Here is a 25,808-nt window from a genome sequence, read left to right on the forward strand (position 1 = left end):
GTGCTCAGGAGCCGAAGCCTCCATCCGCGGACATCGGCATCATGTTCGCGTTGAGGTGGAACATGATCCACAGCGATCCCGAGATCACGATCAGCACGATCACCGCCGTGAAGATATAGGCCATCAGCGTCCAGCCGCCCTCCGAGCTCGAATTGAGGTGCAGGAAGCTGACGGTATGCACGATGATCTGGAGCACCGCGAAGGCGATGATCGTGATCGCGGTCGCGTGCGGATCGAAGTTGCCGCTCATCACCATCCAGAAGGGAAGGGCGGTCAGCACCACCGACAGCAGGAAGCCGGTCAGATAGCCGCGGATCGTGAAGGCGTGGCCGTGCGTGTCGCCATGGCCGTGCGCCGCGTCTTTGTGAGTGGCGTCGTTCATCGCAGGACCCCGAGCAGATAGACGAAGGTGAAGACGCCGATCCAGACGACGTCGAGGAAGTGCCAGAACATGCTGAGGCACATCAGCCGCCGCTGGTTCTCGACATGCAGCCCGCGCTGGGCGAGCTGGACCAGCATCACGCCGATCCAGATGATGCCGAAGGTCACGTGCAGCCCGTGCGTCGACACCAGCGTGAAGAAGGCGGAGAGGAAGGCGCTGCGCTGCGGCGTCGCGCCCTCGGCGATCAGATTGCCGAACTCGAACAACTCGATGCCGACGAACCCCGCGCCGAGCAGCGCAGTGATCACCAGCCACAGCTGCGTGCCGCTCAGCCGCCCGCGCTGCATCGCGATCATCGCGAAGCCATAGGTGATCGACGAGACCAGCAGCAGCGCGGTGTTGAGCGCGACCAGCGGCAGCTCGAAGATCTCGCGCGGCGTGGGGCCGCCCGCAAAGCTGGTGCTCAGCACGCCGAAGGTGGCGAACAGCGTGGCGAAGATGAGCGCGTCGCTCATCAGATAGATCCAGAAGCCCAGGATCGTGCCCCCGCCCGCGGCGGCATGGCCGTGGTCGTGGTCGTCCTCCTCGACCAGGTAGAAGGTCGGGTTGGCCTCGCGGTCTTCGCTCAGCGCAGTCGTGCTCATGCCGTGGCTCCCGCCGCGAGCAGCCGGGTGCGCGCGTCCTCGGTTTCGGCGACTTCATCCGCGGGGATGTAATAGTCGCGGTTGTAGTTGAACGTGTGGCCGATCGCGACGACGAACAGCCCGACGGTGGACAGCGCCGCCAGCCACCAGATGTACCAGACCATCGCGAAGCCGAGCACCATGGCCAGCGCCGAGAGGATCACGCCGGCGCCGGTGTTGCGCGGCATGTGGATCGGGCGGAAGCCGCCGACCGGACGCTGGGCGCCGCGCGACTTCATGTCGTACCAGGCGTCGAGGTCGTGGACGACCGGCGTCTGCGCGAAGTTGTACGCGGGCGGGGGCGACGAGGTCGACCATTCGAGCGTGCGGCCGTCCCAGGGATCGCCCGTCGTGTCGCGCAGCTGGTCGCGCTTCACCACGCCCATCACGATGCTCATGATGAAGCCCAGGATGCCGATCAGGATGATCACCGCGCCGATCGCCGCGATCACGAACCAGATCTGCAGGCTCGGGTCGTCGAAGTGGCGCACGCGCCGCGTCGTCCCCATCAGCCCGACGACGTAGATCGGCGTCCAGGCGACCCAGTATCCGATCACCCAGCCCCAGAAGCCCACCTTGCCCCACCAGGGATCGAGCTTGAACCCGAAGGCCTTGGGGAACCAGTAGACCATGCCCGCGAACAGGCCGAACACCACGCCGCCGATGATCACGTTGTGGAAGTGCGCGACGAGGAACAGCGAGTTGTGGAGCACGAAGTCGGCCGGCGGCACCGCCAGCAGCACGCCCGTCATGCCGCCCACCACGAAGGTGATCATGAAGGCGACCACCCACATCATCGGCAGCTCAAAGCGGATGCGGCCGCGGTACATGGTGAAGAGCCAGTTGAAGATCTTCGCGCCCGTCGGGATCGAGATCACCATCGTGGCGATGCCGAAGAAGCTGTTGACGCTGGCGCCCGAGCCCATGGTGAAGAAGTGGTGCAGCCACACCAGATAGCTCAGGATGGTGATCACCACCGTCGCATAGACCATCGACGAATAGCCGAAGAGCCGCTTGCCGGTGAAGGTCGAGGTGATCTCGGAGAAGATGCCGAACGCCGGCAGGACGAGGACGTACACCTCGGGATGGCCCCAGATCCACACCAGGTTCCAGTACATCATCGGGTTGCCGCCGAGATCGTTGGTGAAGAAGTTGGTGCCGATGTAGCGATCGAGCATCAGCAGCGCGAAGGCGCCGGTGAGCACCGGGAAGATCGCGATCGCGAGCACGTTGCTGCACAGCGCGGTCCAGCAGAACACCGGCATCTTCATCATCGTCATGCCGGGCGCACGCATCTTGATGATCGTGGTCACCATGTTGATCGCGGACAGCGTGGTGCCGATGCCCGCTATCTGCAGCGCCCATAGATAATAGTCGGGCCCGACGTCGGGGCTGTTCTGCAGGTTGGCGACCGGCACATAGTTGAGCCAGCCCGCGCGGCTGAACTCGCCGACGAACAGCGACGCCATGACCAGCAGCGCGCCCGCCACCGTCAGCCAGAAGCTGAGATTGTTGAGGAAGGGGAAGGCCACGTCGCGCGCGCCGATCTGCAGCGGCATCACCAGGTTGACCAGGCCGACGACCAGCGGGATCGCCACGAAGAAGATCATGATCGTCCCGTGCGCGGTGAAGATCTGATCATAATGGTGCGCGGGCAGATAGCCCTGGTTGTCACCGAAGGCGATCGCCTGCTGGGCGCGCATCATGATCGCGTCGGAAAAGCCGCGCAGCAGCATGATGATGCCCAGGATCACGTACATGATCCCGATCTTCTTGTGGTCGACCGAGGTCAGCCAGTCGCGCCACAGCCAGCCCCAGAGCCGGTATTTGGTCAGCACCCCCAGGATCGCGATTCCGCCCAGCGCCACCACCGCGAAGGTGCCGACGAGGATGGGTTCGTGGAAGGGGAAGGATTCGAGGCTGAGGCGGCCGAAGATGGCCTTGCCGAGGGACTCGTTGGACATGGGGGCTCCGGCGCTCATGCGGCGTGGGCGCGGGGGGCGCCCGGCGCGGCGGGATCGGAATTATGGGACATGTCGGGGGACTTCTTCGCCGCGGGCGGCTCGAAGGTGCTGGGGCTGGTGCCCTTTTCCTCCCCCTTCTTGAACAGATGGCCTTCGGGCTTCTGGCCCGCAGGCGGCGGCGCGGCGCGGCCGGCGGGCATGCCGGCGCCGGCGCGCGGATCGTGCGGATTGCCGCCGCCGCGCATCTGGTCGTGCTGCATCACGTCGCGCATGCAGGGCGTTCCCGGCCGCACGCAGCGATTGAACACGCGGTCGAACAGATCGCCTTCGACGCCCGAGAAATACATCGCCGGCACGCGCTCGCTCGGCTTCTCGAGCTCGAGATAGCGGGCGGTGTCGAGCGCGGGGCCGCTCGCCTTCACGCGCGCCACCCAGGCGTCGAAGCCGCCCTGGTCGACGCCGTAGAGCTTGAAGCGCATGTCGGAGAAGCCGGCGCCGCTATAGTTCGCGGACATGCCGTCATAGACGCCGGGGCGGTTGATCACCGCGTGGAGCGTGCTGCGCATGCCCGGCATGGTGTAGATCATCCCCGCCAGCGTCGGCGCGTAGAAGGTGTTCATCATGTTGGTCGAGGTCAGGTCGAACCGCACCTGGCGATCGACCGGCAGCGCCAGCTCGTTGACCGTCGCGATGCCCTGCTCGGGGTAGATGAACAGCCATTTCCAGTCGAGCGAGACGACCTGCACCACCAGCGGCTTGGCCTTGGGATCGATCGCCTTCTCGGCCGAGACGCGGTTGAGCGGGCGGAAGGGGTCGAGCAGGTGCGTGCTCCACCAGGTGAGCGCGCCCAGGCAGATGATGATCAGCAGCGGCGCCGACCAGATCACCAGCTCGAGCGCAGTCGAATGGTCGAAGTGCGGATCGTAGGTCGCGTCCTTGTTGCTCTGCCGATAGCGCCAGGCGAACACGACGATCAGGATCAGCACCGGCACGATGATCAGCAGCATCAGCGCCGTGGAGATGTAGATGATGTCGCGCTGCTGGAGCGCCACGTCGCCGGCCGGGTTCAGCACCGCCCGATCGCACGCCGATAGCAGCGCCGCGAGGGGCAACAGAGTGAGGATCCGGCGTGCAGTGAGCCTTGGCTTATGTTCGCGCATGGACCTCCGCCTATCCCGGCGCCCGCCCGCGCCGACATTGGACATTTTGTCCTATCCCCGCAGCGGTGCTTTTCTGGTGCAACGGGCGTTGTAACGCAATAACATCGAAAAAGGCTGCCGGAGCGAAAACATGAGTGCACCGATCGCCGCGTCCTCGTCGACGCCCCTGGAACGCGACGCGCGACTCGTGAATGCGCGCGATCACCGAATCGCCCCCGGAGAGATCGCCATCGGCGTGATCATAGGGCGAACCAGCGAATTCTTCGACTTCTTCGTCTATGCCAACGCCGCGGCGCTGGTGTTCCCGTCGGTGATCTTTCCGTTCGTCGACCGGCTGACCGGCACGCTCTATTCGTTCGCGATCTTCGCGCTCGCCTTCATCGCGCGCCCGATCGGTACGGCGATCTTCATGTGGGTCGACCGCAACTACGGCAAGGGCGTCAAGCTCACCATCGCGCTGTTCCTGCTCGGCGGGTCGACGATGGCGATGGCGTTCCTGCCCGGATACGCCGATGTCGGGATCGCGGCGGTCTGGCTGCTCGCGCTGTTCCGGATCGGCCAGGGCGTCGCGCTCGGCGGCGCGTGGGACGGGCTGCCGTCGCTGCTGTCGCTCAATGCGCCCCGCGAGCACCGCGGCTGGTACGCGATGATTCCCCAGCTCGGCGCGCCGATGGGGCTGATCGTGGCTTCGGGCCTGTTCGCCTTCTTCCTCTACACGCTGAGCCTCGAGGACTTCTTCTCCTGGGGCTGGCGCTATCCCTTCTTCGTCGCCTTCGCGATCAACGTGGTCGCGCTGTTCGCGCGGCTGCGACTCGTCGCGACGCCCGAGTTCCAGCGGCTGTTCGAGAGCCGCGAGCTCCAGCCCGCGCCGATCGGCGAGACGCTGCGCGAGGAGGGCCGCACCGTGGTGCTCGGCGCCTTCGCCCCGCTCGCCAGCTTCGCGCTGTTCCACCTGGTTACCGTGTTCCCGCTCTCCTGGGTCGCGCTCAACACGATCGGAGGCACGACCCGCTTCCTGGTCATCGAGATGGTGGGGGCGGGAATCTGCGTCCTCTCGATCCTCGCCTCGGGCGTGATCGCCGACAAGGTCGGGCGGCGCGCGGTGCTCGGCGTCTCGGCAGTGCTGATCGGCGCCTATAGCGGCTTCGCCCCGCAGCTGCTCGGCGCGGGCAGCCTCGGCGAGGCAGTGTACATGATCGGCGGCTTCGTGCTGCTCGGGCTGGCCTTCGGCCAGTCGTCGGGTGCGGTGAACGGCAGCTTCTCGAGCGAGCGGCGCTACACCGGCGCGGCGATCACGTCGAACCTCGCCTGGCTGATCGGCGCGGGCTTCGCGCCGCTGGTCGCGCTGTGGCTGGCGAGCAACTTCGGCCTCTGGTCGGTGGGCGCCTATCTGCTTTCCGGCGCGATCTGCACGCTGGCGGCGCTCGGGATCAACAAGGAGTGGGCGGGCGCCCGCACCTCGTTGTCGGACGACCGCCAGCCCGCCGCGGCCCCCGCGCAGGGCTGATCAAAGCCCCGTTCTTTCGGCTTCGCTGAAGCGGCGCAATCGTTTCAGCTTTGCTGAAACGGACGCCAGCCGCTGAACCGAAGCGGCACCCGGCGGTTGAGCCTTCTCAACCGCTGGGGATGCATCGTGGCCGATCCGACCCGCGAGCCGCTCGAAGCCGATACGCAGGTCGACGCGCCACCCCCGCCGCCCGGCATACTCAAGCTCGTCGGCGCGGGCGTGGTCACCGGCGCGGCCGACGACGATCCCTCGGCGATCGGCACCTATGCGAGCGCGGGCGCGCGGTTCGGGCTGGGCTTCCTGTGGGTCGCCCCCGTGCTGCTGCCGATGATGTACGTCGTCGTCTACCTCTCGGCGAAGATCGGGCAGGTGTACGGCAAGGGGCTGTTCGCCTGCATCCGCGACCAGTTCCCGCGCTGGGTGCTGGTGCCGATGCTGGTGCTGGCCTTCGCGGGCAACATCATCGAGGCGGCGGCCGATCTGGGTGGCATCGGCGCGGCGCTCAACCTGCTCGTGCCGCTTCCCGTGCCGCTGCTCGTCGTGATCACCGCCGTCGTGATCTACGCGGTCCAGTATATCGGCTCCTATTCGTTCATCCGGCGGACCTTCCGCTGGCTGGCGCTGATCCTCTTCGCCTATGTCGCCGCGGCGATCATGGCGCGTCCCGATCCGGTGGAGGTGCTCCGCGCGACCTTCCTGCCGCGCGTGCGGCTCGACGCCGAGTTCCTGTCGCTCGCAGTCGCGTGCATCGGCACGTCGCTGTCGGCCTATGTCTACACTTGGCAGTCGAACCAGCAGGTCGAGGAGCAGATCGCGATCGGCCGCACCCGGCTGTGGCAGCGCAAGGGCGCGAGCAGGGCCGAGATGAAGCGCACCAGCCGCGACGTGATGATCGGAATGATCTTCTCCAACCTCATCCTCTATTTCATCATCCTCGCGACCGGGCTGACGCTCTATCCGGCGGGCCAGCATCAGATCGAGACCGCCGCACAGGCCGCCGCCGCGCTCGAGCCCTTGGCCGGGCCGGCCGCGACCTGGCTCTTCGCCGCCGGCGTGGTGGGGGTGGGCTTTCTCGCCGTGCCGGTGATGACGACAGGCGCCGCCTATGACCTGGTGCAGGGGCTGGGGCGCGAGGGGAGCCTCCACGACAAGCCCGACGAGAATCACCTCTTCTACGGCATCATCGGCGTGGTCACGCTCGCCGCGGTGGCGATGAACTTCCTCGGCTTCAATCCGATGCGCGCGCTGGTCTGGTCGGGAATCGTCCAGGGCTTTTCGGTGCCGCCGCTGCTCCTGCTGATGATGCTGCTCACCAACAGCCGCCGCGTGGTGGGCGCGCGCACCAACAGCCGGGGGACCAACATCCTCGGCTGGGTGACGACGGGGGTGACCTTCCTCTGCACGGTCGCGCTCGTCGTCACCTGGCTCATCTGAGCCGCGGGCAAGTGCTTGGTCTGCAAGCACTTCGACTTTCGTCGCGCTTATACCATATGGGAGATGCGGCGCTATGCCGGCCTCCTTTATGCACCTCCGAACTGGCGTTCGTGCGCCTGAAATTTTCGGGGGGTTTATGGTTCAGGTCCGCAATCGGCATCCGCATGGCAAGCTGCGGCTGCGTACGGCGCTGCTTCTGTCGAGCGCGATCGGGATCGCCGCCGCGGGCCAGGCCCAGGCGCAGGCGACGCATGAGGACAACGGCCCCGGCGACGTGAGCTATACCGCGCCCAGCGTCTCGGGCGCGCCCCAGGCCGTCCAGCTCTATTCTCCCGACGGCTCGATCACCGCGACGATCGGCACCGTCACCGCCACCGCTACCGCGGGCGACCGGATGCCGGCGGTCTGGGCGGCGAGCGACGCGGGCACGGTGGACGTCACCATCGATTCGCTCACGCTTTCGGGCGCGGGCGACGGGCGCGGGCTCTACACCCAGTCGGCGGGCGCGAGCACGATCAACATCACCTCGGTCGACGTGTTCGGCCGCGCGGGCGTGTTCGCCGACAGCGCGAGCGACGTGACGATGAAGCTCGGCGCGGTTCGCGTCACCGGCCATGACCTGCCCGACGACGACTTCGATCTCGACGCCGTTGCCGCCGGGCGCGGGCTGAACCTGCTTCCCGACAACAGCCTCGAGCAGACGCCGGTCGGCGGCAACGTCTCGATCGAGGTCGATTCGGTCGAGGTCCGCGGCAGCGGCGACGCCTTTGCGATCCACGCCGATGCCGTGGGCGACATCGCGGTCAAGAGCGGGGCGATCCTCTCCGACGGCGAAGGCGTCGACGTCTCGAGCGGCGGCGACGTGACGATCGCGCTCGACGGCGACGTCGATGTGGCTGACGGCGCAGTGAGCGCCGAGGGCGAAAACATCTCGGTGACCGTCGCCGGGGGCGTCACCGTGACGGCCGGCGGCGGCGCGGTGGAAGCCGAAGGGGCGACCACGGCGACGATCCGCAATCTCGGCACGATCCACGCGACCGGCGCCAACGGCGAATCGGGCCAGGGCGCGATCCTCGCCGATGCCTCGGGCGCGATCACGATCGACAGCAATGTCGCGACTTCGGCGGCGGACGCCTTCGGCCTCGATCCCGCGGCGACGATCCGCGCGATGGGCGGCGACGGCGCGGTCAGCATCACTGCGGGGACGACGACTTCCTCGGGCGGCAGCGCGATGGGCATCTATGCCGGGTCGAACAGCGGCGACATCAGCATCCAGGCCGCCGACACGCGCACCACGGCGGAGGCGATCACCGGCGGCTATTACACCGCCGACGCAATCTATGCCGAGAGCGTCTCGGGCGATGTCTCGATCACCAGCGGGCACGCGCAGAGCGGCGGCCAGTCGGGCTCGGCGATCGTCGGCCTCAGCGGCTATGCCGGCATGACCGGCTCGGGCAGCGGCTACTACTACCAGAACGGCCTGGGCGGTGATGTTCACATCGTCAGCGATACCGCCCTAGCCAACAGCCCGTCCGGCGCCGGCGGAGCGATCATCGGCTATGCCAGCCACGGCAATGTGACGATCGCAAGCGGCAGCGTGACCTCCACCGGCGGCGGCATCTCCGCCATCGGCGGAACCGGCGTCGACATCACTTCCGGCACCGTCCAGGCGGTGCGGACGGGCATCGCGGTCGAGCGTGCGGGTGGCCCCGTCACCATCACGACGACCGGCGACACCATCTCGACCAACGGATCCGCGATCTACGCCGGGGGTTCGGCGAACAGCCGCCTGACCGGTGCGGTCACGATCACCACGGGCGCGGGCACCACCACGGCCGCGCAGGGCACCGCCCTGCTCCCGAACGGAATCGCTCCGGCGGCGATTGCCTCCTACGGCACGCAGGACATCGCGATCGTCAACAACGGCACTGCCACCTCGAACGGGCAGGGACCGGCGATCGTTGCCAATTCGACCGGCGGCAAGGTGTCGATCACCAGCAACGTCGCGACCAATACCGGCACCGGCGTCGCGATCAGCGCGATCGGCGGCAACGGCGTTGAAGTGCATGCGACCACCGTCTCCACTGCGGCGTCGAGCGGGCACGGCGTGTTCGCTCAGTCGACGACCGCGGGCGACACGATCGTTGACGTCGGCAGCTTCACCGGGGCGACGGGCAGCAACGCCAGCGCGATCTATGCGCGCGCGGATAATGGGGCGGTGTCGGTGACCGCCGGCTCGATCACCAACAGCAATTCGAGCAGCGGCGCCTGGGGCATCAACGCCCTCGGCCGCGGCGTCACAATCGTCGCGGGCGATGTCGACGTGGCGGGCGTGGCGATCCGCGCTGCGACGAGCCTTGATCCGGCGATTCCGCTCAACGACGGCCATGTCTCAATCACTACGACGGGCGACATTACTTCGCGCGCCGCCAACGCGATCAGCATCAGCGGCACGGTGGCCAGCTTGGACGTGACGATCGGCGCGGACTCGGTGGTCACCGGCAACGGCGGCACCGCGGCGGTGGCCGGGGGGGCGCGGGGCGAGGTTAGTGTCACTAACAACGGCAAGATCGTTGCGCAGGGCACGGGCGAGACCGGCATCGGGGTGACTTCGAGCGGCGGCGGCGACGTCACGGTCGTCTCGAAGAATATCGTGGTCGACAGCGACGCGGCACCGGTCAGCGGTTTCAACGCGGGCGCGATCACGGCGGTATCGCAGGGCGGCAACGGCAATGTGTCGGTCGCCAGCGAGACGGCGTCGATTAGCGGCCCCGGCCGCTACGGCATCGCCGCGACGACGACCGGCACCGGCACGCTGACGATCAATTCGGGCACGCTCTCGAAGGACGCCGACGATCGCGCGGGCATCTTCGCCCGCTCCGGTTCGGGCGACATCGCAATCACCAGCACGTCGCTCGCCAACAGCGGCGTCGGTGCGAAGGGCATCGACGCGGTCAGCTTCAACGGCGGCGACATCCACATCACCAGCGGCACGCTGGTCAACAGCGCGGTCGGCGCCACGGGCAACGTCGCCGAGGGCATCTACGCCGACACGCTGGGTAAGATCACCGTCGACGCCGGCACCACCGAGGTGCACGGCGAAGGCGCGAGCGCGATCGCGCTGCTGGCGGGCGACGCAGTCGCCATCACCAGCGGCACCGCCACCACCTACGGCAACAACACCACGGCGCTCTATGTCGGAACCTGGACCGGCGACGTGACGGTGAACAGCGGAACGATCTCGCTGCTCGGCACCGCCGACACCAGCGGCATTGGCGTCAGCACCGACGACGGCGCGGTGTTCGTGACCAGCGAGAGCATCACGGGGGCGGGCGTCAATTCGTACGGCATCTCGGCCTATGGAACGCTGGGCGCGACGGTCGTCTCGAACGACATCGCGACCAGCCGCTTCGGCGTCTTCGCGCAATCGACCCAGGGCGACGTGTCGGTCTCGCTGCTCGGCGACACGATCACGGGCGCGTCCTACAACGTCGGCACCAGCTATGGCGTGCGCGGGCTGGGCGGGGACGTAACCGTCATCACGGCTGCAGGCACCACCACGTCCGCGGCCGATTACGGCATCGACGTCACCGCACGCGACAGCGCGACGATCGTCAATGCCGGTACGGTCGCCGCCAACGGCCCCAATGCCGTCGGCATCCGCGTGACCGCGACCAGCGGAATCGACCTGACGTCGAACATTGTCACGGTGGGCGGCGCTGCGGTCGATCCCGGCATCGACCCGGCCACCGGCTTCCGCGCGGCGCGCGGCGGCATCGTCGCCGAGGGTGGCGCCGGGCCGATCGCGATCGACAGCGGCAGCGTGACCATTGCGGGCGACTATCGCTACGGCATCTTCGCGCACGGCACGGGCGCGATCGACGTGACTTCGGACAGCCTCAGCTACGAGGCCGCCGACTCCGCCGGCATCATGATCGTGGGCGGCGCGGGCGACGTGAGCGTCACCAGCGGCACGCTCACCGCCAGCGGCGTCAGCGGCGCAGGCGTGGTCGCGCGCACCGGCGCCGGCAACATCACCATCACCGCCGACCAGACGCACCTCAGCGGCACCGGCTATGCGGGCGCGGGCTACACCGCCGACGCCGTGGTCGGCATCTCGCAGACCGGCGCGGTCTCGATCACCAGCAACGACGCCTCGACCGCGGGCTGGGCCGGCTCCGCCGTCGCCGGCCTCGGCGCCTCGGTCGCGATCCACAGCACCAAGGCAAGCGCGAGCGGCGACAAGGGCGCGATCGTCTTCGGCCAGGCCTCGACCGGAAACGTGACGATCGACAGCGGCACCATCGCCAGCACCGGCGCCGATACCGACGCGCTCGTCGGCCGTGCGCTCAACGGCAGCGTGACGATCACCAGCGGCGACATCGCCTCCACCGGCGCGCTGGCGCGCGGCATCCTCGCCGAGAGCAAGCTCGGCACCAGCGTGACCACCGGCGCGATCTCGGGCGAAGGCTATGGCGTGAGCGCGCATGCCTCGGCGGGCGACACGGCCGTGATCGTGAACGGCGCAGTCGCCTCGACCGGCGATGTGGGCGTGATCGCGAGCGGCACCAACGTGGGCGTGACCGTCGCGAACGGCGGCTCGGTCGCGGGTACCTCAGGCATCAGCGCCACCGGCACCACCGTGACGATCGCCAATGCGGGCACGGTTTCCGGCAATGGCCCCGACGCCACCGGTATCCGAGCGGCGGCGACCGGCAGCATCGACATCGCTTCCAAGACCGTGACCGTAAGCGGCACGGCGGTGGATCCGGGCCTCGACGCCAATACCGGCTTCCGTGCGGCACGCGGCGGCATCGTCGCCCAGGGCGGCGCGGGCGCGATCGCGATCGACAGCGGCAGCGTGTCGGTGGCGGGCGACTATCGCTACGGCATCTTCGCGCATGGAAACGGCACGATCGACATAGCGTCGGACAGCCTCAGCTACGAGGCCGCCGATTCGGCCGGCATCATGGTGGTGGGCGGCGCTGGCGACGTCACCGTCGCCAGCGGTACGCTCACCGGCAGCGGCGTGAGCGGATCGGGCGTGGTGGTGCGCACCGGCGCGGGCGACATCGCCATCACCGCCGACCAGACGCACCTCACCGGCACCGGCATCGCGGCCAGCGGCTATACCGCCGATGCGGTCGTGGGCCTTTCGGTCGACGGCTCGGTATCGGTCACCAGCAACAGCGCGAGCAGCGCGGGCCTCTATGGCAGCGCGGTGGTCGCCTTTGCGAGCGGCACGGGCAACGCGACGGTGGTCTCGACCACTGCCGCGACGACTGGCGACGGCGGCGTCGCCGTGGTCGCGCGCAGCCAGGGCGGGGGCGACGCGTCGGTGACCAGCGGCACGGTCACCACCGCTTCGGCGACTTCCTCGGCGATCGAGGCGATCGCGGACATGGGTAGCGCGAGCGTGGTCAGCAGCTCGGTCACCGCGGCCGATGTCGGCATCCTCGCTGCGGGCTTCGAAGGCGCCTCGATCACCACGGGCAAGGTCACCGCCGTCGAGCGCGCGGTCGAGGCCCGGTCGCTCGGCGACGCGACGGTGCTGGTCAACGGCGCGGTCAAGTCGGCGAACGAGCTCGGCGTCAAGGCGAGCGGCACCGACGTCGCGCTCACGGTCGAAGCCGGCGGCTCCGTCTCGGGCGCCTCGGGCATCGCAGTCACTGCGGGCGGCGCGGCGACGATCACCAACCTCGGCACCGTCTCGGGCACGAGCGGCCCGGCGATCTCCGCGATCGGCACGACGCACCTGATCAACGCGGGCACGATCAACGCCGGCACCGGATCGGCCGCGGTGGTGCTCGACGCCACCGACGACCTGGTGACGCTGCGCACGGGCTCGGTCGTCCACGGCACGATCGACACGGGCGCGGGCATCGACACCGTCGAGCTCGTCGGCACCAATGCCGCGACGCTGGCGCAGTTCGCCAATGCCGAGCGGCTCGACGTCGTCTCGGGCTTCTGGAGCACCGGCACCACCGGCAATGCGTTCGACAGCGTCGCGATCCGGGGCGGCGCCGAGCTCCAGGTCAACCTGAGCGGAGACGGCGATTCGGGCATCGACACCACCAGTGTCGTCAACAACGGCACGCTGACGCTCAACTACACCAACACCGCCGAAGCCGCGGAGATCGGCGATGCGGTCGCGGTCAGCGGCACGGGCAATCTCCGCCTGATCGGCGCGGGCGAGCTCGAGCTCACCAGCGACATGATCGCCCACACCGGGCTGACGCTGGTCGAGAACGGCAAGCTGACGCTCACCGGGAGCCTCGTCAGCGATCTGGTTACTTCCGGCAACGGCGTGTTCCAGCTCGGCGAGGGCGGCAGCTTCACCGGCGACCTGATCAACGACGGCACCTTCGTCTATGCGCGCTCGGACAGCTACACCGTCGCGGGCGACTTCAGCGGCACCGGCAAGCTGGTCAAGCAGGGCGCCGGCGTGCTCACCTTCGGCGGGCTCTATGGCTTCACCGGCACCACGCTGATCAACGGCGGCTCGGTGCGCTTCACCGGCCAGCTCGAGGACGACACCCAGATCGACCTGCAGAGCGGCACGCTCGACCTGTCGGGCGTCCAGGGCGGCGAGCAGACGATCGGCGAGCTTGCGGGCGGCGCCCAGGGCACGGTCGCGCTCGGATCAAGCCAGCTTACCGTGAACCAGAGCAGCAACACCGTCTTCTCGGGCTCGATCACCGGCGACGGCGGGCTGACCAAGACCGGCAGCGGCACGCTCAACCTGACCGGCACCAGCAGCTACAGCGGGGATACCGAGGTCGAGGGCGGCACGCTCAAGGTCAACGGCGCACTGCCCAATTCCACCGTGCTCGTGCAGCCGGGCGGCACCCTGGGCGGCAACGGCCTGATCGGCGGCCTGTCGATGAGCGGCGGCACCGTGGCACCGGGCAATTCGATCGGCCACCTGACCGTCAACGGCCCGGTCGTCTTCACTGCCGCCTCGGTCTATGCGGTCGAAGTCAACGCGGCCGGTGCCGCCGACCGGATCGACGCGACCGGCAGCGCGACGCTGGGCGGCGCGAAGCTCCAGGTGCTCGCCGAGCCGGGCCGCTACCGCGGACGCACCAGCTATACGATCCTCACCGCCGCTGGTGGAGTGAGCGGCACCTTCGGCACGGTCACCAGCAACTTCGCCTTCCTCACCCCCTCGGTGAGCTATGGCGCCACCGCCGTCACGCTCAACCTGACGCGCAACGACGCCAGCTTCGCTTCGCTCGGCGCCACGCCGAACGAACAGGCAGTGGGCACCGCGCTCCAGGCGCTGGGCGGCGGCAATGTGCTGTTCGAAGAGACGCTGCTGCTCCAGGACAGCCATGTCGCGCCGAGCTTCGCCTCGCTTTCGGGCGAGCTCCATGCCGGCGTGGCGAGCGGGATGATCGAGAACGCCGAGGCGGTCCGCCGGACGATGCTCGGCGCGCCGGCTCCGGCCACCGAAGGCGGCTATGGCTGGGCGACGCTCGCGGGCAACTGGGGCACGGCCAAGGCAACGGCTTCGAACCTGCGGCTGGAGACCGAGCAGCAGGGCGTGCTCGGCGGCGTCGGCGTGGCCGGCCAGGGCTTCAACGGCACGATCGGCGTTGGCAAGCTCACGTCGGACTTCACGTCGGCAGGGCATGCGCGCGGAGACACCACGCTGGTGCTCGGCACGATCGGCTATGCCGGCGACCGGTTCAGCGTGACCGCGGGCGCCAGCCATGCCTGGAACACGATCGACACCAGCCGCACTGCGTCGCTGGGCACGATCGGCGGGGCGCTGCGCGACGAGTACAAGGGGACGACCTGGCAGGTGTTCGGCGAAGTCGCCTACGGCATCGCCACCGGCGCAATCGAGATCACGCCCTTCGCCGGGTTGAGCCATGTCGAGAGCCGCACCGACGCAGTGAGCGAGAGCGGCGGCCCCGCGGCGCTCGCCATCGCCGAGGACACGCGCAAGGTGACCTTCAGCGACATCGGCCTGCGCCTGAAGGGTGCCGACGCCGCGGCGGAAGGCGAGGGGCTCCGCGTGGCGCCCTATGCCTCGGCGGCATGGCGTCACGGCTGGGGCGACCGCGGCCAGCCGCTCAGCGCGAGCTTCGCCGGGGCGACGGGCAGCTTCTCGGTGCTCGGTCCGGTGGTCGCCAAGGACGCCGCGGAGCTGGGCCTCGGGCTGGGGCTGCGCAGCGGGCCGGTGCAGGTGAGCCTGGGCTACAACGGCTCGATCGCAAGCCGGTGGAGCAACCATTCGGCGCAGCTCAAGCTCGCCATCGGTTTCTAGGTTTCGGTTTCAGGGCTTCGACCCGAGGGGAGCGGAGGAGTCGCGGCGACGCGGCTCCTCTTCTTCGTTCGGGGCTACTCCGGCAGCTGCGCGAGGAGCTGCTCGACGAGCGGCGCCAGCGCCTCGCGCGGCGCTCCCTCGTCCACCGTCTCTTCGATCTTCTGCGCCGCGGCGCCGAGCTCGGCGAAGCCGAACATCCCGGCGTTGCCCGCAAGTCCGTGGCACAGGCGGCGCAGCGCGGCGTCGTCGCCGGTCGTCCAGGCGGCTTCGATTGCCGCCCGGTCCTCGGCCGCGCGCGCGAGGAACCGCGCGTGGAAGGACTTCATCCGCTCGTGGAAGTCGGTCACGGCAAATGCGCGCGCACCGTCGCGGCGAGCGTCATCGGATCGAACGGCTTGGGGATCACGCCGACTGCGCCCAGCTCGCGCAGCCGGGCGACTTCGGAGACCTGGGTGCGCGCAGTGATGAACAGCACGGGCACACCGGCGGTCTCGGGTTGCTCGGCGAGCCGACGGAGCGTCTCGGGCCCGTCCATCTGCGGCATCATCACGTCCAGCAGCACGACGTCGGGGCGCCATTCGCGCGCGAACGCCAGCGCCTCCGCCCCCGAGTTGCAGGTCTGCACCTCGAACCAGGGATCGAGCTCGAGCGCCATCGCCGCGATCTCGGCGATGTCGCGCTCGTCGTCGACGTAGAGGACCTTCGTCATTTCGCGGCGATCTCCATCGGCTCGGCGCGGGCGAGATCGACGTGGAAGCTGGTGCCCTTGCCCAGCTCGCTGTCGAAGCTCACCGTCCCCTTGAGCAGGCGCACGATGTCCGCGACGATGCTCAGCCCCAGCCCGGATCCGCCCTTCTGCCGCGTGTCCGACGAATCGGCCTGCACGAAGCGCTCGAACACGCGCCCGCGCAGATGCTCGGGGATGCCCGGGCCATGGTCCGAAACGGTGATCCGATACTGGTCGCCGCGCTCGCTCACGGCGATGCGCACGCTCTCGCCCATGGGCGAGAATTTGATCGCATTGCCGAGCAGATTGGTGAGGACATTGGCGAACGGGTCCTCGGCCGCGAGCACCGCGGCGCCGGGCGGCACCGGATCGGCGACGATCGTCACGCCATAGTCGGTCGCATAGGCCTGGAGCTCCTGCACGGTGCGTTCGATCACCGGCGCCAGCGGCACGGGAACGCGCTCGATCACGGTCTTGCCCGAACTCATCTTCTCGAGATCGAGGATGTCGTTGACCATGCGCACCAGCCGCGAGGTGTTGGTATGCGCGATCGCCGTGAGGCGCCGAGCACGCTCGGGAAGCTCGCCCGCGGCACCGCCCGCGAGCAGCCCCAGCGATCCGGCGATCGAAGTGAGCGGCGTGCGCAGCTCGTGGCTGACGATCGAGATGAATTCGCCCTTCATCCGGTCGATCTGCTTGCGCTCGGTGATGTCGCGGATGACTGCGAGATAGCTGACATGGTCGCTGTCGCGCACCGGGCTGATCGACACTTCGACGGGAAAGTCCGACTCGTCCTTGCGGCAGGCGACATATTCCTGTGTCGGGCCGCCCTCGCGCTGGATCGCGCGCAACACCGCCTCGACGCGCTGGGGATCGGGCTTGTTCTTGAACAACATGCCGACGTTCTGGCCGGGCAGCTCGCGCTGCGCATAGCCGAACATCGCCGCGGCCGAGGGATTGAGGTTCTCGATCGCGCCCTTCGTGTCGAGCATCAGCATGCCGTCCTGGGCGCTGTCGAAGATCGCCTCCTGCCGCGTCTTGGCGTGCTCGAGCGCGCGCATCGTCCGGCGGCGCGCGAGGTCGATGCGCACGGCGACGAGCGCCGCGCCGATCAGCAGCAGGAAGAGCACGGTCTGCAGCACCAGCATGCGGCCGCGCAGCTGGCGCCGGCCCTGCTCGGAGCGGGCGACCCGGGCCTCGAGGCGCGCGCTTTCCTGGGCGTCGATCTGCGCCACCATCGCGCGGAAACGATCCATGATCCGCCGGCCTTCGCCGCTGGCGACGATCGCGCGCGCCTCTTCGCCATGGCCGCTGCGCGACAGCGCGATCATCCGCGTCGCGAACTCGCGCTTGCGCATCGACTGGGCCTTGAGCTCCTCGATATGCGACGTGGCGGGCGAGTCCGCGTCGAGCGACTCCACCAGATTGGCGAAGGCCTGGTCGATCTGGGTCTGGGCCCGGGCATAGGGATCGAGGAAGGAAGGGTCGCGCGCGAGCATATAGCCGCGCTGTGCCGTCTCGAGGTCGAGATGGAGCCGCAGCAGCCGCTCGAGCGCGACGCGCGTCTGGAACGACTGGCTCACCTGGTCGCGCAGCCTGCGGCTCTGCTCGAACTCGGCGGTGAGCAGGCGGGCGGAGAGCACCAGCAGGATCGGCACGCCGCATATCGCCGCGACGAGCAGCAGCTGCATCACCCAGCCGGGCAGCGCCAAATGGCGGAACCGCTTCACCGGGCGTGCCGCCGGGACGGGAGGCGGGCGGGATCGGACGGAACGCTAAACGGCAGCTTTACCCTCCCTCGGTCGCAATGGTACGGGCCTGTAACGCACGGCGGCAAAGATGTGGTTCCCGGATGACGCGAGTCCTGGTTGCGGAGGATGATCCGCTGACGCTCTCGGGCATCGAGATGCTGCTGGACGCCAGCAATTTCAAAATCGTGGCGAGCGCGCGCACCGGCGCTGCGGCGCTCGACGCGCTGGCGGCGGCGCGGCCGGACATGCTCGTGCTCGACGTCGACATGCCCGAGCGCAGCGGCCTCGACGTGCTGCGCACCTTGCGCAACCGCGGCGACCAGCGGCCGGTGGTGCTGCTCACCGGGAGCATGAACGACCAGCGCGCGAAGGAAGCGATGCAGCTCGGCGTCAACGGGCTGGTGATCAAGGCTACCGCGCCGCGCGATCTGCTCGTCTGCCTCGAGACGGTCGTGCAGGGACGCCGCTGGCTCGACCAGGAAGTGATGCAGCGCGCGATGGAGCTGGCCATGTCGCCCGAGGCGGCGGCGCGCGACCCTCTCGAGAAGCTCAGCGCGCGCGAGCGGGCGATCGCCTCGCTCGTCCAGCGTGGCCTGCGCAATCGCGAGATCGCGGAGGAGCTCGGCCTCACCGAGGGTACGGTGAAGGTGCATCTGCACAAGATTTTCGAGAAGCTCGAGCTGCGCAGCCGTACCGAGCTGATCCTGCTCGGCAAGGCGTCGAACGAGTAACTCCATATACCCAAGGATATAGCGGTTTCAGCCGAGAGTAAGCCGCTTTCTCGCCCGCCGATGCATGGGCGCGGCGGCCCCCCGATTGCATCTACGCAGCAGATTTGCGGGCCCTTGCCCGTCTCGTCTGCAGCATATGATGAACCGAACCACGCTCCTTGCCGCGCTCATCGCGACCGTCCTGGCCCTCTTCGCGCTCCCCGCGAATGCCCAGACGACTGCCTATGCGCCGGGCCAGGGCGCGGTGAACAGCGTCGCGGTGGGCATCGACGTGCGCGCCTCGGTACGCGACCGCTGCGGCTTCGCGACCGGCGGTGCGCCCTCGGGCGCGATCGCCCAGGCGGAGTTCGACCGCACCGGCTTCACCAAGGATTTCGCGATCGTGCTCAACTGCTCGAGCCCGTCGCGCGTGGCGGTCAGCTCGCTGCGCGGCGGCCTCAAGACCGATACCAGCGCCACCGGCTATGCCTCGACCGCGCCCTATCAGGTCGAGCTGCGCATGGTCGCCGATGACGGCACGGCCGCCGCGGCGAAGTGCGACGCCGCGAGCCTGGCCAGCGGGGGCGGTTGCGCCTTCGCGGGCACTGCCGGCACCGCCACCGGGCTGCGGCTTCCCAGCGCCTCGACGCGGGCGAACGGTTCCTATCTGCGCGTCAGCGCGCCGCCCTATGCCGGCGCCGACCCGCTGGTCGCCGGCAGCTACAGCGATTCGCTGGTCGTGACGGTCAGCGTCGCGGCATGAAGCGATGGAAATATTTAGGAATTGGCGCATATTCCCGGTGGCGCCATGGAACCCTGCCACTGCCTTGCCAGCCATGCCGTGCGGACAGCCGCATGGCGTTGTTGCGCCCTCGTCGTAACCCTGGGCGCCGCATCGACGGCGCAGGCGCAGACGGTGAATCGCGTCAATCTCTCGGGCAATGTCTCCCCGCGCTGCTGGGCGGCGGGAACCGCGACGATGCCGGTGCGGGTCTCAGACGAATCGGGCTTCGACACTGCGGCCCAGGTCCGTTGCAGCGTCACGCTGCCGCAGCTGACGATGCAGGTCCGCCGGCTGGACGGCGAGCAGGGGTCGGTCGAGGAGACGCTCTCCGAGCAACATGTGACGCAGCTCGGCCCGGCGATCAGCGCCTCGGCGCGCACATTCGACCCTCGCGCCACGATCGAGATCGTCGTATCGCCCAAGCTATGAGCGGACGGTTCGGCATGGCAGCACTCGGCGCGTCGGCGCTTGCAGCGTTGCTCGCCGGATCGCCCGCCGCCGCGCAGACGCAGATCTCGCCCTTCTGCGGGATCACCGGCGACGCGACAGCGCCGGTCAGCATCACCTATGATCCTTTTTCCTCGAGCGGCCTTTCGCAGGCGACGATCCCGCTCGTGCTCCGCCGCAACCGCGGCCTGCTCACCGGCCGCACCGACGAAGTCAGCTTCATCCTCACTGCGCCGGCCGGCTCGCCCGCCTTCGACATCACGTATCAGGGCCAGCGCGTGCTCTATCCCGAAGGCGCGACGCTCGGGCATCCGCGCGCGCTGACGTCGTTCGACAATGGCGCCTTCGCCTCGGGCGAGATCCGCTACCAGTTCGGCGGGTTCACGGCCTCCGACCTTTCGACGCCGATCAACCTGCGCGTGACGGTGCCGCCGGGCACCGATCTTTCGGCGGGCGAGGCGATCAGCTTCGACATCATCTATATCTGCTCGGGCGACGGCGGGATGCTCCCGGTGCCGATCCCCGTGCGCAGCAGCGGTGCGGTCCGGCTCAACGTCAATGTCGTGAGTGCGCTTCAGGCCTTCTATGCCGGCTCGGCGCTCGACTTCGGCGAGATCGGCGACGTCACCACCGATGCGGTGCTCGCTTCGCCCGATCGCTTCACCACCTCGTCGGCCAATGCGCTGCGCGTGCGCAGCTCGGGCCCGTTCGAGGTCCGCGTGCGATCGCAGAATGATTTCCGCCTCGCTTATGCCGGGGGCAACCTTGCCGATTCGCGCCAGACGATCCGCTACAGTGCGCGCTTCCTGGGGCAGGACATCACGTCGAACGCCTCGTTCGGCACGCGCACCTGCGCGCGGGCAGGCGTGGCCGGCACGGGCGGCACGCTGCCGATCCGCGCGACGCTGAAGGAAGGCGGCTCGGGAAAGACGCCTTCATCCAGCTATAGCGACGTGATCACCATCACCTTCTCGCCGATCGTCACCAGCTCGGCGGCCCAGACCTGCGCCGGACTCTGACCGCTATATCCTTGGGTATAGGCGATCCGCCCGCAAGTTAGCGCCATTTTGGCCGGGGGCTAAATGGGGCGGCGGGACTCCTGCGGGTATCTCCAACTCATCGGGATCGACCTCCCGAGCGAGATTCCAAGGAGACCTGAGTTGAAGAAGCTGGTTCTTTCCGCCGTTGCGACCGCCGCCGCTTTCATTGCCATGCCCGCCTTCGCGCAGGCCACCGGCACCGTCGACGTGAGCGGCACCGTCGCCGCGCGCTGCACCGCCGTCACGCCGATCAGCGGCAGCATCACGCTGGGCGAACTCGCCAAGGCCGACGGCACCGTCGACACCGCCTTCTCGGGCAACTCGGGCGGCCTGGCCCGCAGCTTCACGGTGCGCTGCAACGGCGCCAACCCGCAGCTTTCGGTCAACGCCCGTCCGCTGGTGAACGCCGCCGCGACCAACACGCCGACCGGCTATGCGAACACCGTCCACTATACCGCGACGCTCACCGCCGGCATGGCCAAGGGCGGCAGCACCAGCGTTGCCGACCAGTCGGTGACCGCCGGCGCGACCACCGGCCTGATCGGCGACCGCCTGGCGGTGAACGCGAACAACGTCACGCTGGCGATCGCCAACGGCCAGACCACCAATTCGACCGCGATCCTCGAAGCCGGCACCTACACCGGCAACGTCGAGATCATCATCGCCCCCGCGGCCTAACTTCACCCCCAGGCGGGCAGGGTTCCAACGGCCCTGCCCGCCAAAGGAGATCATGGACTCGCAGATGCTCCTCGAACTTGCGGCCGAGCTCCGCCAGCGCGCGCTTCAGGCCGCGCGTGCGGAACAGGTCGAGCTTCTGTTCCTCGCGGAGGAATATGAGCGCCTGGCCGTGCGCCTCCAGGGCCAGGAGCAGGGCTATCGGCCCGTCGTGCTTCCGAAGTGAACCACTTGCCTGATCGGGCTTTGATGCTCTTAGGTTGATCGGCCGGGGCCAGCTACGGCCGGCGGCGCGGCCGGATTGGCGGTCGAAGCCAAAGGGAGGCAGGCGTTGAAAATCGCGCGTATGTTGCTCGTTCCCGCCCTGGTGGCGAGCGTCGCCACCGTTTCCACAGCCCTTTACGCGATGACCGTCCAGCCCGTGGTGATCGACCTCACCACCGGCGGGCGCGGCATGAGCCAGGTGCTCACCGTGGAGAACAGCTTCGACAAGCCGCTCCCGGTCGAGATCCGTGTCGAGGCGCTCGAGCCGACCGCCGACGGCGTCCGGGCCACCGGCCGTGACACCGGCGAGATCGCGGTCTTCCCGCCCCAGGCGATGATCCAGCCCGGGCAGCGCCAGAACTTCCGCGTCCAATATGTCGGCGAGCCCAATCTCGCGCACAGCAAGCACTTCTATGTCACTGTCGCGCAGCTTCCGGTGCAGACCGGCAGCGGCGGATCGAACATCCAGCTGCTCTACAATTTCCAGATTCTGGTCAGCGTCTCGCCCGAAGGCGCCAAGCCCGCGCTGGCGGTGACCTCCGCCGAGATCGGCCGCGACGCCGCGGGCGCGCCGGTGCCGGTGATCACCGTCGCCAACAGCGCGGCGGCGCACGGCTATCTGTCGCGCGGGCGCTGGCGCATCGTCCAGCGCGATGCGGGCGGGCGCGAGCTGTTCCGCAAGGATCTGTCGGGGCCGGACGTGCAGCAGATGATCGGCTATGGCCTGATCGCCGGCGGCCAGACGCGCCGCGTCACTTTCCCGCTTCCGCTCCCGCAGCCGCAGGGCCGGATCGAGGCGCAGTTCACTCCCGACAGCTGACTCGCATGATCCGAGCCGCAGCCGCTGGTGCCATCGCGTTCGCTGGCGTCGCGGCCCCCCTTGGCGCGCAGGCGCAACAGCAGGCCGCAGCCGGCGTCGAGCAGCGCGTCGTGCTCGATCCGCCGGGCGCGGCGACCGAGATCAATCCCACCGGTCGCCCGGTGGTGCTCACCGCGCCGGTGATGGACGGTTCCACCTATCTGGGGGACGCGACCGTCACGCTCGACCCGGAAGGGCGCGCGATCTTCTCCGCCCCGCGGCTGATCGCGCTGCTCGAGCCGCGGCTCACTCCCGCCGCGCTCGACCGGCTGCGCAAGGCGCTCGCGGCCGACGGCGTGCTCAGCCTCGCCGACCTGCAGGCTGCCGAAGTCGGCGCGCGCTACAATCCCCAGGCGCTGGAGATCCAGCTCGAGATCGCGAGCGCGAGCCGAGCCAGCCGCGCGGTCGGGATTGCCGAGCGCGATGCGCGCATGACCGTCGGCTATGCCGAGCCCGCCGACTTCAGTGCCTATCTCAACGTCCGCGGCTCGCTCGATTTCGTCGAGCAGGGCCCCGACACCGGCCTGGCGCCGCCGGTGATGTTCCTCGACGGCGCCGCGCGGCTGGGCGGGGTGGTGCTCGAGAGCGAGGCCAATTGGCAGCCGGGCGGCGCGGGGCCCGACCTGCAGCGCCGCGGCACCCGGCTGGTCTATGACGATACCGATCGCCTGATCCGCTGGAGCGCGGGCGACCTCCAGCCGCTCGCGCGCGGCTTCCAGTCCTCGCCAGACATCGCCGGGCTCTCCGTCTCGCGCAGCTATTCGGTGCTCGCGCCGCAGCAGATCATCCGCCCGCGCGGCAGCCAGAGCTTCCAGCTCGATCGCCGCTCGATCGTCGAGGTGCGCGTCAACGACCAGTTCGTGCGCCGGCTCGAGCTCGACCCCGGCTCGTACGACCTGCACGACTTCCCCTTCGCCCAGGGGGCAAACGACGTGCGGCTGACGATCACCGACGACGCCGGCCGCTCGGAGACGGTGCGGTTCAACATCTTCCTCGACCAGACCCAGCTCGCCGCAGGGCTCAGCGAGTTCGGCCTTTATGCGGGCGTGCTCGCGCCGCTGGGGCGGACCGGCCCGGTCTACAGCAATCGCCCGGCAGTCAGCGGCTTCTACCGGCGCGGATTGAGCGATCGGTTGACGCTCGGCGCCAATGCCCAGGCCGACGATCGCGGCTGGATGGCGGGCGGCGAGGCCGTGGTGGCGAGCCCGATCGGCTCGTTCGGCGGCTTCGCCTCGGCGTCGCAGGTCAAGGGCTATGGCGTCGGCTGGGCAGGGATCGCCACTTTCCAGCGCACGATCGCGCGCAGCGGCGGCCGGGCCGATGCGCTGTCCTTGTCGGTCGAGGCACGCAGCCGCGACTTCGCGCCCGCGGGCACGCTCGTGCCGCGCAATCCCTACAGCGTGGTCGCGGGCGCGAGCTACAACAGCGCGATCAGCGACGCGGTCTATGCCGGGCTCGACTTGCGCTATTCGCGGGGCCGCGACGGCGAGCCCGATGTCAGCAGCGTGCGTGGCACGATGGGATGGCGGATCGCGCCGAACCTGAGTTTCACCGGCGACGCGAGCTATGAGCGCGACGCGCGCGGGCGCCGGCTGGGGCTGTTCCTGTCGCTCACCTATCGGCTCGACCGCTACTCGACGCTGCGCGCCGATTACGACCGGCGCTACGACCGTGCCCGGCTCAGCTACCAGACCTATCGCGGGTCGGGCGTCGGCGCGTACAACTTCAGTGCGGATGTCGAGCGCAGCGACATCGGCGCGGCGGCGAGCCTCAACGGCACCTATTACGCCAATCGCGCGGAGCTCGGCTTCAGTCACTTCAGCACCTTCGACAGCAGTTTCGGGACGGACTCGGTGGCGTCGGGGCAGCGCAGCTCGTTCCGCTTCGGCACGTCGCTGGCCATGGCCGACGGGGCATTCTCGGTCGGACGGCCGATCCAGGACGGCTTCGCGCTGGTGCGCGCGCATCCCTCGCTCCACGGCGCCGACGTCGAGGTCGATCCCGGGGGCGGCGCGTTCGTCGCCAACACCGGCACGCTCGGCAGCGCGATCCAGCCGAGCCTGAGCAGCTACAGCGAGCGGACGATCCTGCTCGATTCGCCCGAGGCGCCGCTCGGGGCCAATCTGGGCGAGGGCTCGTTCCGCCTCTTCCCGCCCTATCGCGGCGGCTACAAGCTCACGGTCGGGTCGGACTATATGGTCAGCCTGGTCGGGCGGCTGCTCACCGCGGCGGGCGAGCCGCTCGCACTCGTCGCGGGCACTGCGACCGAAGAGGCGCATCCCGAGCGCGAGCCGATTCCGCTGTTCACCAACAGCGCAGGGCGCTTCGGCGTCACGGGGCTGGCGCCGGGGCGCTGGCGGATCGTCATGACCGATGCCGACACGACCGGCTTCGCTGTGGTGGTGCCGAAGGGCGCGGAAGGCAGCATCTCGGTCGGCGATCTGAAGCCGGCCGGCCCCTAGTCCTCGCGCTTGGCCTGGTCGAGCAGCCGTGATGCGCGCTCGGCCTCGGCGGCATCGGCCTGCTTCTGTGCCTTGGTACGGCCGAAGGCGAGGCGATTGGCGCCTGCCTGTTCCTCCGCCGCCTTGCGGTCGCGGCGCTTGCGCGCCTGGCGGAGGTTGATGACGTCAGCCACGCGGCTTCTTGGGATCGCGCGGCGGGCGGCGGGGGCCATCGCCGGAGGGTGGGCGGCGCGGACCGTCGCCCGACGGTGGACGCCGTGGGCCTTCGCCGCCAGGGCGGCCGCGCGCGGGGCCGCGGCGCGCGCCCGGCCCGTGCGGCGCCGCCGGCTGGGCAGGGCGTACCGCGCTCGTCGGCCCGACCGAATAGCCTTCCTTGAGCAGCTTGGTGAAGGCCGCGCGCACGTTCGTCACGATCGCATCCTGCACGTCCTTGGGCAGGTCGGCGAAGGTCGTGTTGCGGTGGATCGCGTTGAGGTCGCGCACGAGCTGGTTCGGCAGCCCGTTCGACGCGCGCTTGAGCGCATCGACCGAGTCGAGGAAGACGGAGAAGAGAATCTCCTGCATGAGCTCGGTGGCGGGCTTCGGCATGGCGCCCTAATGCTCTGCGGCGACGGCGCTGGCAACCGGGTCCGGCGCCTTGCGCGGCGAAAAGCCGCGGGGGCGCGGCTTGCCTCGAGCGGGCCG

At 69.1% G+C, this 25,808-nt stretch carries 20 protein-coding genes; 11 read left to right on the forward strand and 9 right to left on the reverse strand.

Going from position 1 to position 25,808, the window contains the following annotated elements; genetic code table 11:
- Nucleotides 1-4: 4 nt before the first annotated feature.
- Genes cyoD through cyoA form a run of 4 tightly spaced genes read right to left on the reverse strand, consistent with a single transcriptional unit; the run spans nt 5 to nt 4,189 of the window.
- On the reverse strand, nt 5-382 hold the full coding sequence (cyoD, locus tag J7500_RS16240) for a cytochrome o ubiquinol oxidase subunit IV (protein WP_294063006.1): 378 nt from the start codon (nt 380-382) through the stop codon (nt 5-7).
- Nucleotides 379-1,026, reverse strand: a complete 648-nt coding sequence (gene cyoC, locus J7500_RS16245) for a cytochrome o ubiquinol oxidase subunit III (RefSeq protein ID WP_294063007.1) — start codon at nt 1,024-1,026, stop codon at nt 379-381. Before cyoC ends, cyoD begins: the two co-directional genes overlap by 4 nt.
- Nucleotides 1,023-3,029 (reverse strand): cytochrome o ubiquinol oxidase subunit I, encoded by a 2,007-nt coding sequence (cyoB, locus tag J7500_RS16250; RefSeq protein ID WP_294063008.1) that lies wholly within the window; start codon nt 3,027-3,029, stop codon nt 1,023-1,025. Before cyoB ends, cyoC begins: the two co-directional genes overlap by 4 nt.
- A gap of 14 nt (nt 3,030-3,043) precedes the next feature.
- Nucleotides 3,044-4,189, reverse strand: coding sequence for a ubiquinol oxidase subunit II (gene cyoA / locus J7500_RS16255; protein WP_294063009.1), 1,146 nt, complete (start codon nt 4,187-4,189; stop codon nt 3,044-3,046).
- Nucleotides 4,190-4,319: 130 nt separating this feature from the next.
- Here cyoA and J7500_RS16260 point away from each other — a divergent pair, with 130 nt between their 5' ends.
- From J7500_RS16260 to J7500_RS16270, 3 genes are all read left to right on the forward strand, one after another.
- A complete protein-coding gene (locus J7500_RS16260) occupies nt 4,320-5,696 on the forward strand; it encodes an MFS transporter (protein WP_294063010.1) in 1,377 nt (458 codons plus the stop codon).
- A 126-nt stretch (nt 5,697-5,822) separates the two neighbouring features.
- Nucleotides 5,823-7,130: an Nramp family divalent metal transporter gene (locus J7500_RS16265; protein ID WP_294063011.1), complete on the forward strand. Its 1,308-nt coding sequence runs from the start codon at nt 5,823-5,825 to the stop codon at nt 7,128-7,130.
- Nucleotides 7,131-7,266: 136 nt separating this feature from the next.
- Nucleotides 7,267-15,405 carry an autotransporter-associated beta strand repeat-containing protein gene (locus tag J7500_RS16270; RefSeq protein WP_294063012.1) on the forward strand — a complete coding sequence of 2,713 codons (8,139 nt, stop codon included), beginning with the start codon at nt 7,267-7,269 and terminating at the stop codon, nt 15,403-15,405.
- 74 nt (nt 15,406-15,479) lie between these two features.
- Here the strand turns inward: J7500_RS16270 and J7500_RS16275 are convergent, their stop codons facing one another.
- The 3 genes from J7500_RS16275 to J7500_RS16285 are packed head-to-tail and all read right to left on the reverse strand — an operon-like array spanning nt 15,480 to nt 17,862.
- Complete coding sequence (locus J7500_RS16275) at nt 15,480-15,752, reverse strand: Hpt domain-containing protein (RefSeq protein ID WP_294063014.1); 273 nt, start codon at nt 15,750-15,752, stop codon at nt 15,480-15,482.
- Nucleotides 15,749-16,114 (reverse strand): response regulator, encoded by a 366-nt coding sequence (locus tag J7500_RS16280; RefSeq protein ID WP_294063016.1) that lies wholly within the window; start codon nt 16,112-16,114, stop codon nt 15,749-15,751. The genes J7500_RS16275 and J7500_RS16280 overlap by 4 nt, the downstream gene beginning before the upstream one ends.
- Complete coding sequence (locus J7500_RS16285; protein WP_294063017.1) at nt 16,111-17,862, reverse strand: CHASE3 domain-containing protein; 1,752 nt, start codon at nt 17,860-17,862, stop codon at nt 16,111-16,113. Before J7500_RS16285 ends, J7500_RS16280 begins: the two co-directional genes overlap by 4 nt.
- Nucleotides 17,863-17,984: 122 nt before the next feature.
- On the opposite strand from J7500_RS16285, the gene J7500_RS16290 reads away from it, so the two are divergent.
- From J7500_RS16290 to J7500_RS16325, 8 genes are all read left to right on the forward strand, one after another.
- Nucleotides 17,985-18,614, forward strand: a complete 630-nt coding sequence (locus J7500_RS16290; RefSeq protein ID WP_294063018.1) for a response regulator transcription factor — start codon at nt 17,985-17,987, stop codon at nt 18,612-18,614.
- Nucleotides 18,615-18,753: 139 nt separating this feature from the next.
- On the forward strand, nt 18,754-19,356 hold the full coding sequence (locus J7500_RS16295) for a hypothetical protein (protein WP_294063019.1): 603 nt from the start codon (nt 18,754-18,756) through the stop codon (nt 19,354-19,356).
- 153 nt (nt 19,357-19,509) lie between these two features.
- A complete protein-coding gene (locus J7500_RS16300; protein ID WP_294063021.1) occupies nt 19,510-19,806 on the forward strand; it encodes a hypothetical protein in 297 nt (98 codons plus the stop codon).
- 14 nt (nt 19,807-19,820) lie between these two features.
- Nucleotides 19,821-20,843, forward strand: coding sequence for a hypothetical protein (locus J7500_RS16305; RefSeq protein ID WP_294063022.1), 1,023 nt, complete (start codon nt 19,821-19,823; stop codon nt 20,841-20,843).
- Nucleotides 20,844-20,984: 141 nt separating this feature from the next.
- A complete protein-coding gene (locus J7500_RS16310; protein WP_294063023.1) occupies nt 20,985-21,542 on the forward strand; it encodes a hypothetical protein in 558 nt (185 codons plus the stop codon).
- Nucleotides 21,543-21,594: 52 nt separating this feature from the next.
- Nucleotides 21,595-21,765 (forward strand): hypothetical protein, encoded by a 171-nt coding sequence (locus J7500_RS16315; protein WP_294063024.1) that lies wholly within the window; start codon nt 21,595-21,597, stop codon nt 21,763-21,765.
- A 105-nt stretch (nt 21,766-21,870) separates the two neighbouring features.
- Nucleotides 21,871-22,623, forward strand: coding sequence for a fimbria/pilus periplasmic chaperone (locus J7500_RS16320; protein WP_294063026.1), 753 nt, complete (start codon nt 21,871-21,873; stop codon nt 22,621-22,623).
- A gap of 5 nt (nt 22,624-22,628) precedes the next feature.
- A complete protein-coding gene (locus J7500_RS16325; protein ID WP_294063027.1) occupies nt 22,629-25,124 on the forward strand; it encodes a fimbrial biogenesis outer membrane usher protein in 2,496 nt (831 codons plus the stop codon).
- Here J7500_RS16325 and J7500_RS16330 read toward each other — a convergent pair.
- Nucleotides 25,121-25,297 (reverse strand): DUF4169 family protein, encoded by a 177-nt coding sequence (locus J7500_RS16330; protein WP_294063028.1) that lies wholly within the window; start codon nt 25,295-25,297, stop codon nt 25,121-25,123. The genes J7500_RS16325 and J7500_RS16330 overlap by 4 nt on opposite strands.
- Nucleotides 25,290-25,712 (reverse strand): hypothetical protein, encoded by a 423-nt coding sequence (locus J7500_RS16335; RefSeq protein ID WP_294063029.1) that lies wholly within the window; start codon nt 25,710-25,712, stop codon nt 25,290-25,292. Before J7500_RS16335 ends, J7500_RS16330 begins: the two co-directional genes overlap by 8 nt.
- Nucleotides 25,713-25,808 lie beyond the last annotated feature (96 nt).

The sequence above is a fragment of the Sphingomonas sp. genome, assembly GCF_017744835.1.
Lineage (GTDB): Bacteria > Pseudomonadota > Alphaproteobacteria > Sphingomonadales > Sphingomonadaceae > Sphingomonas.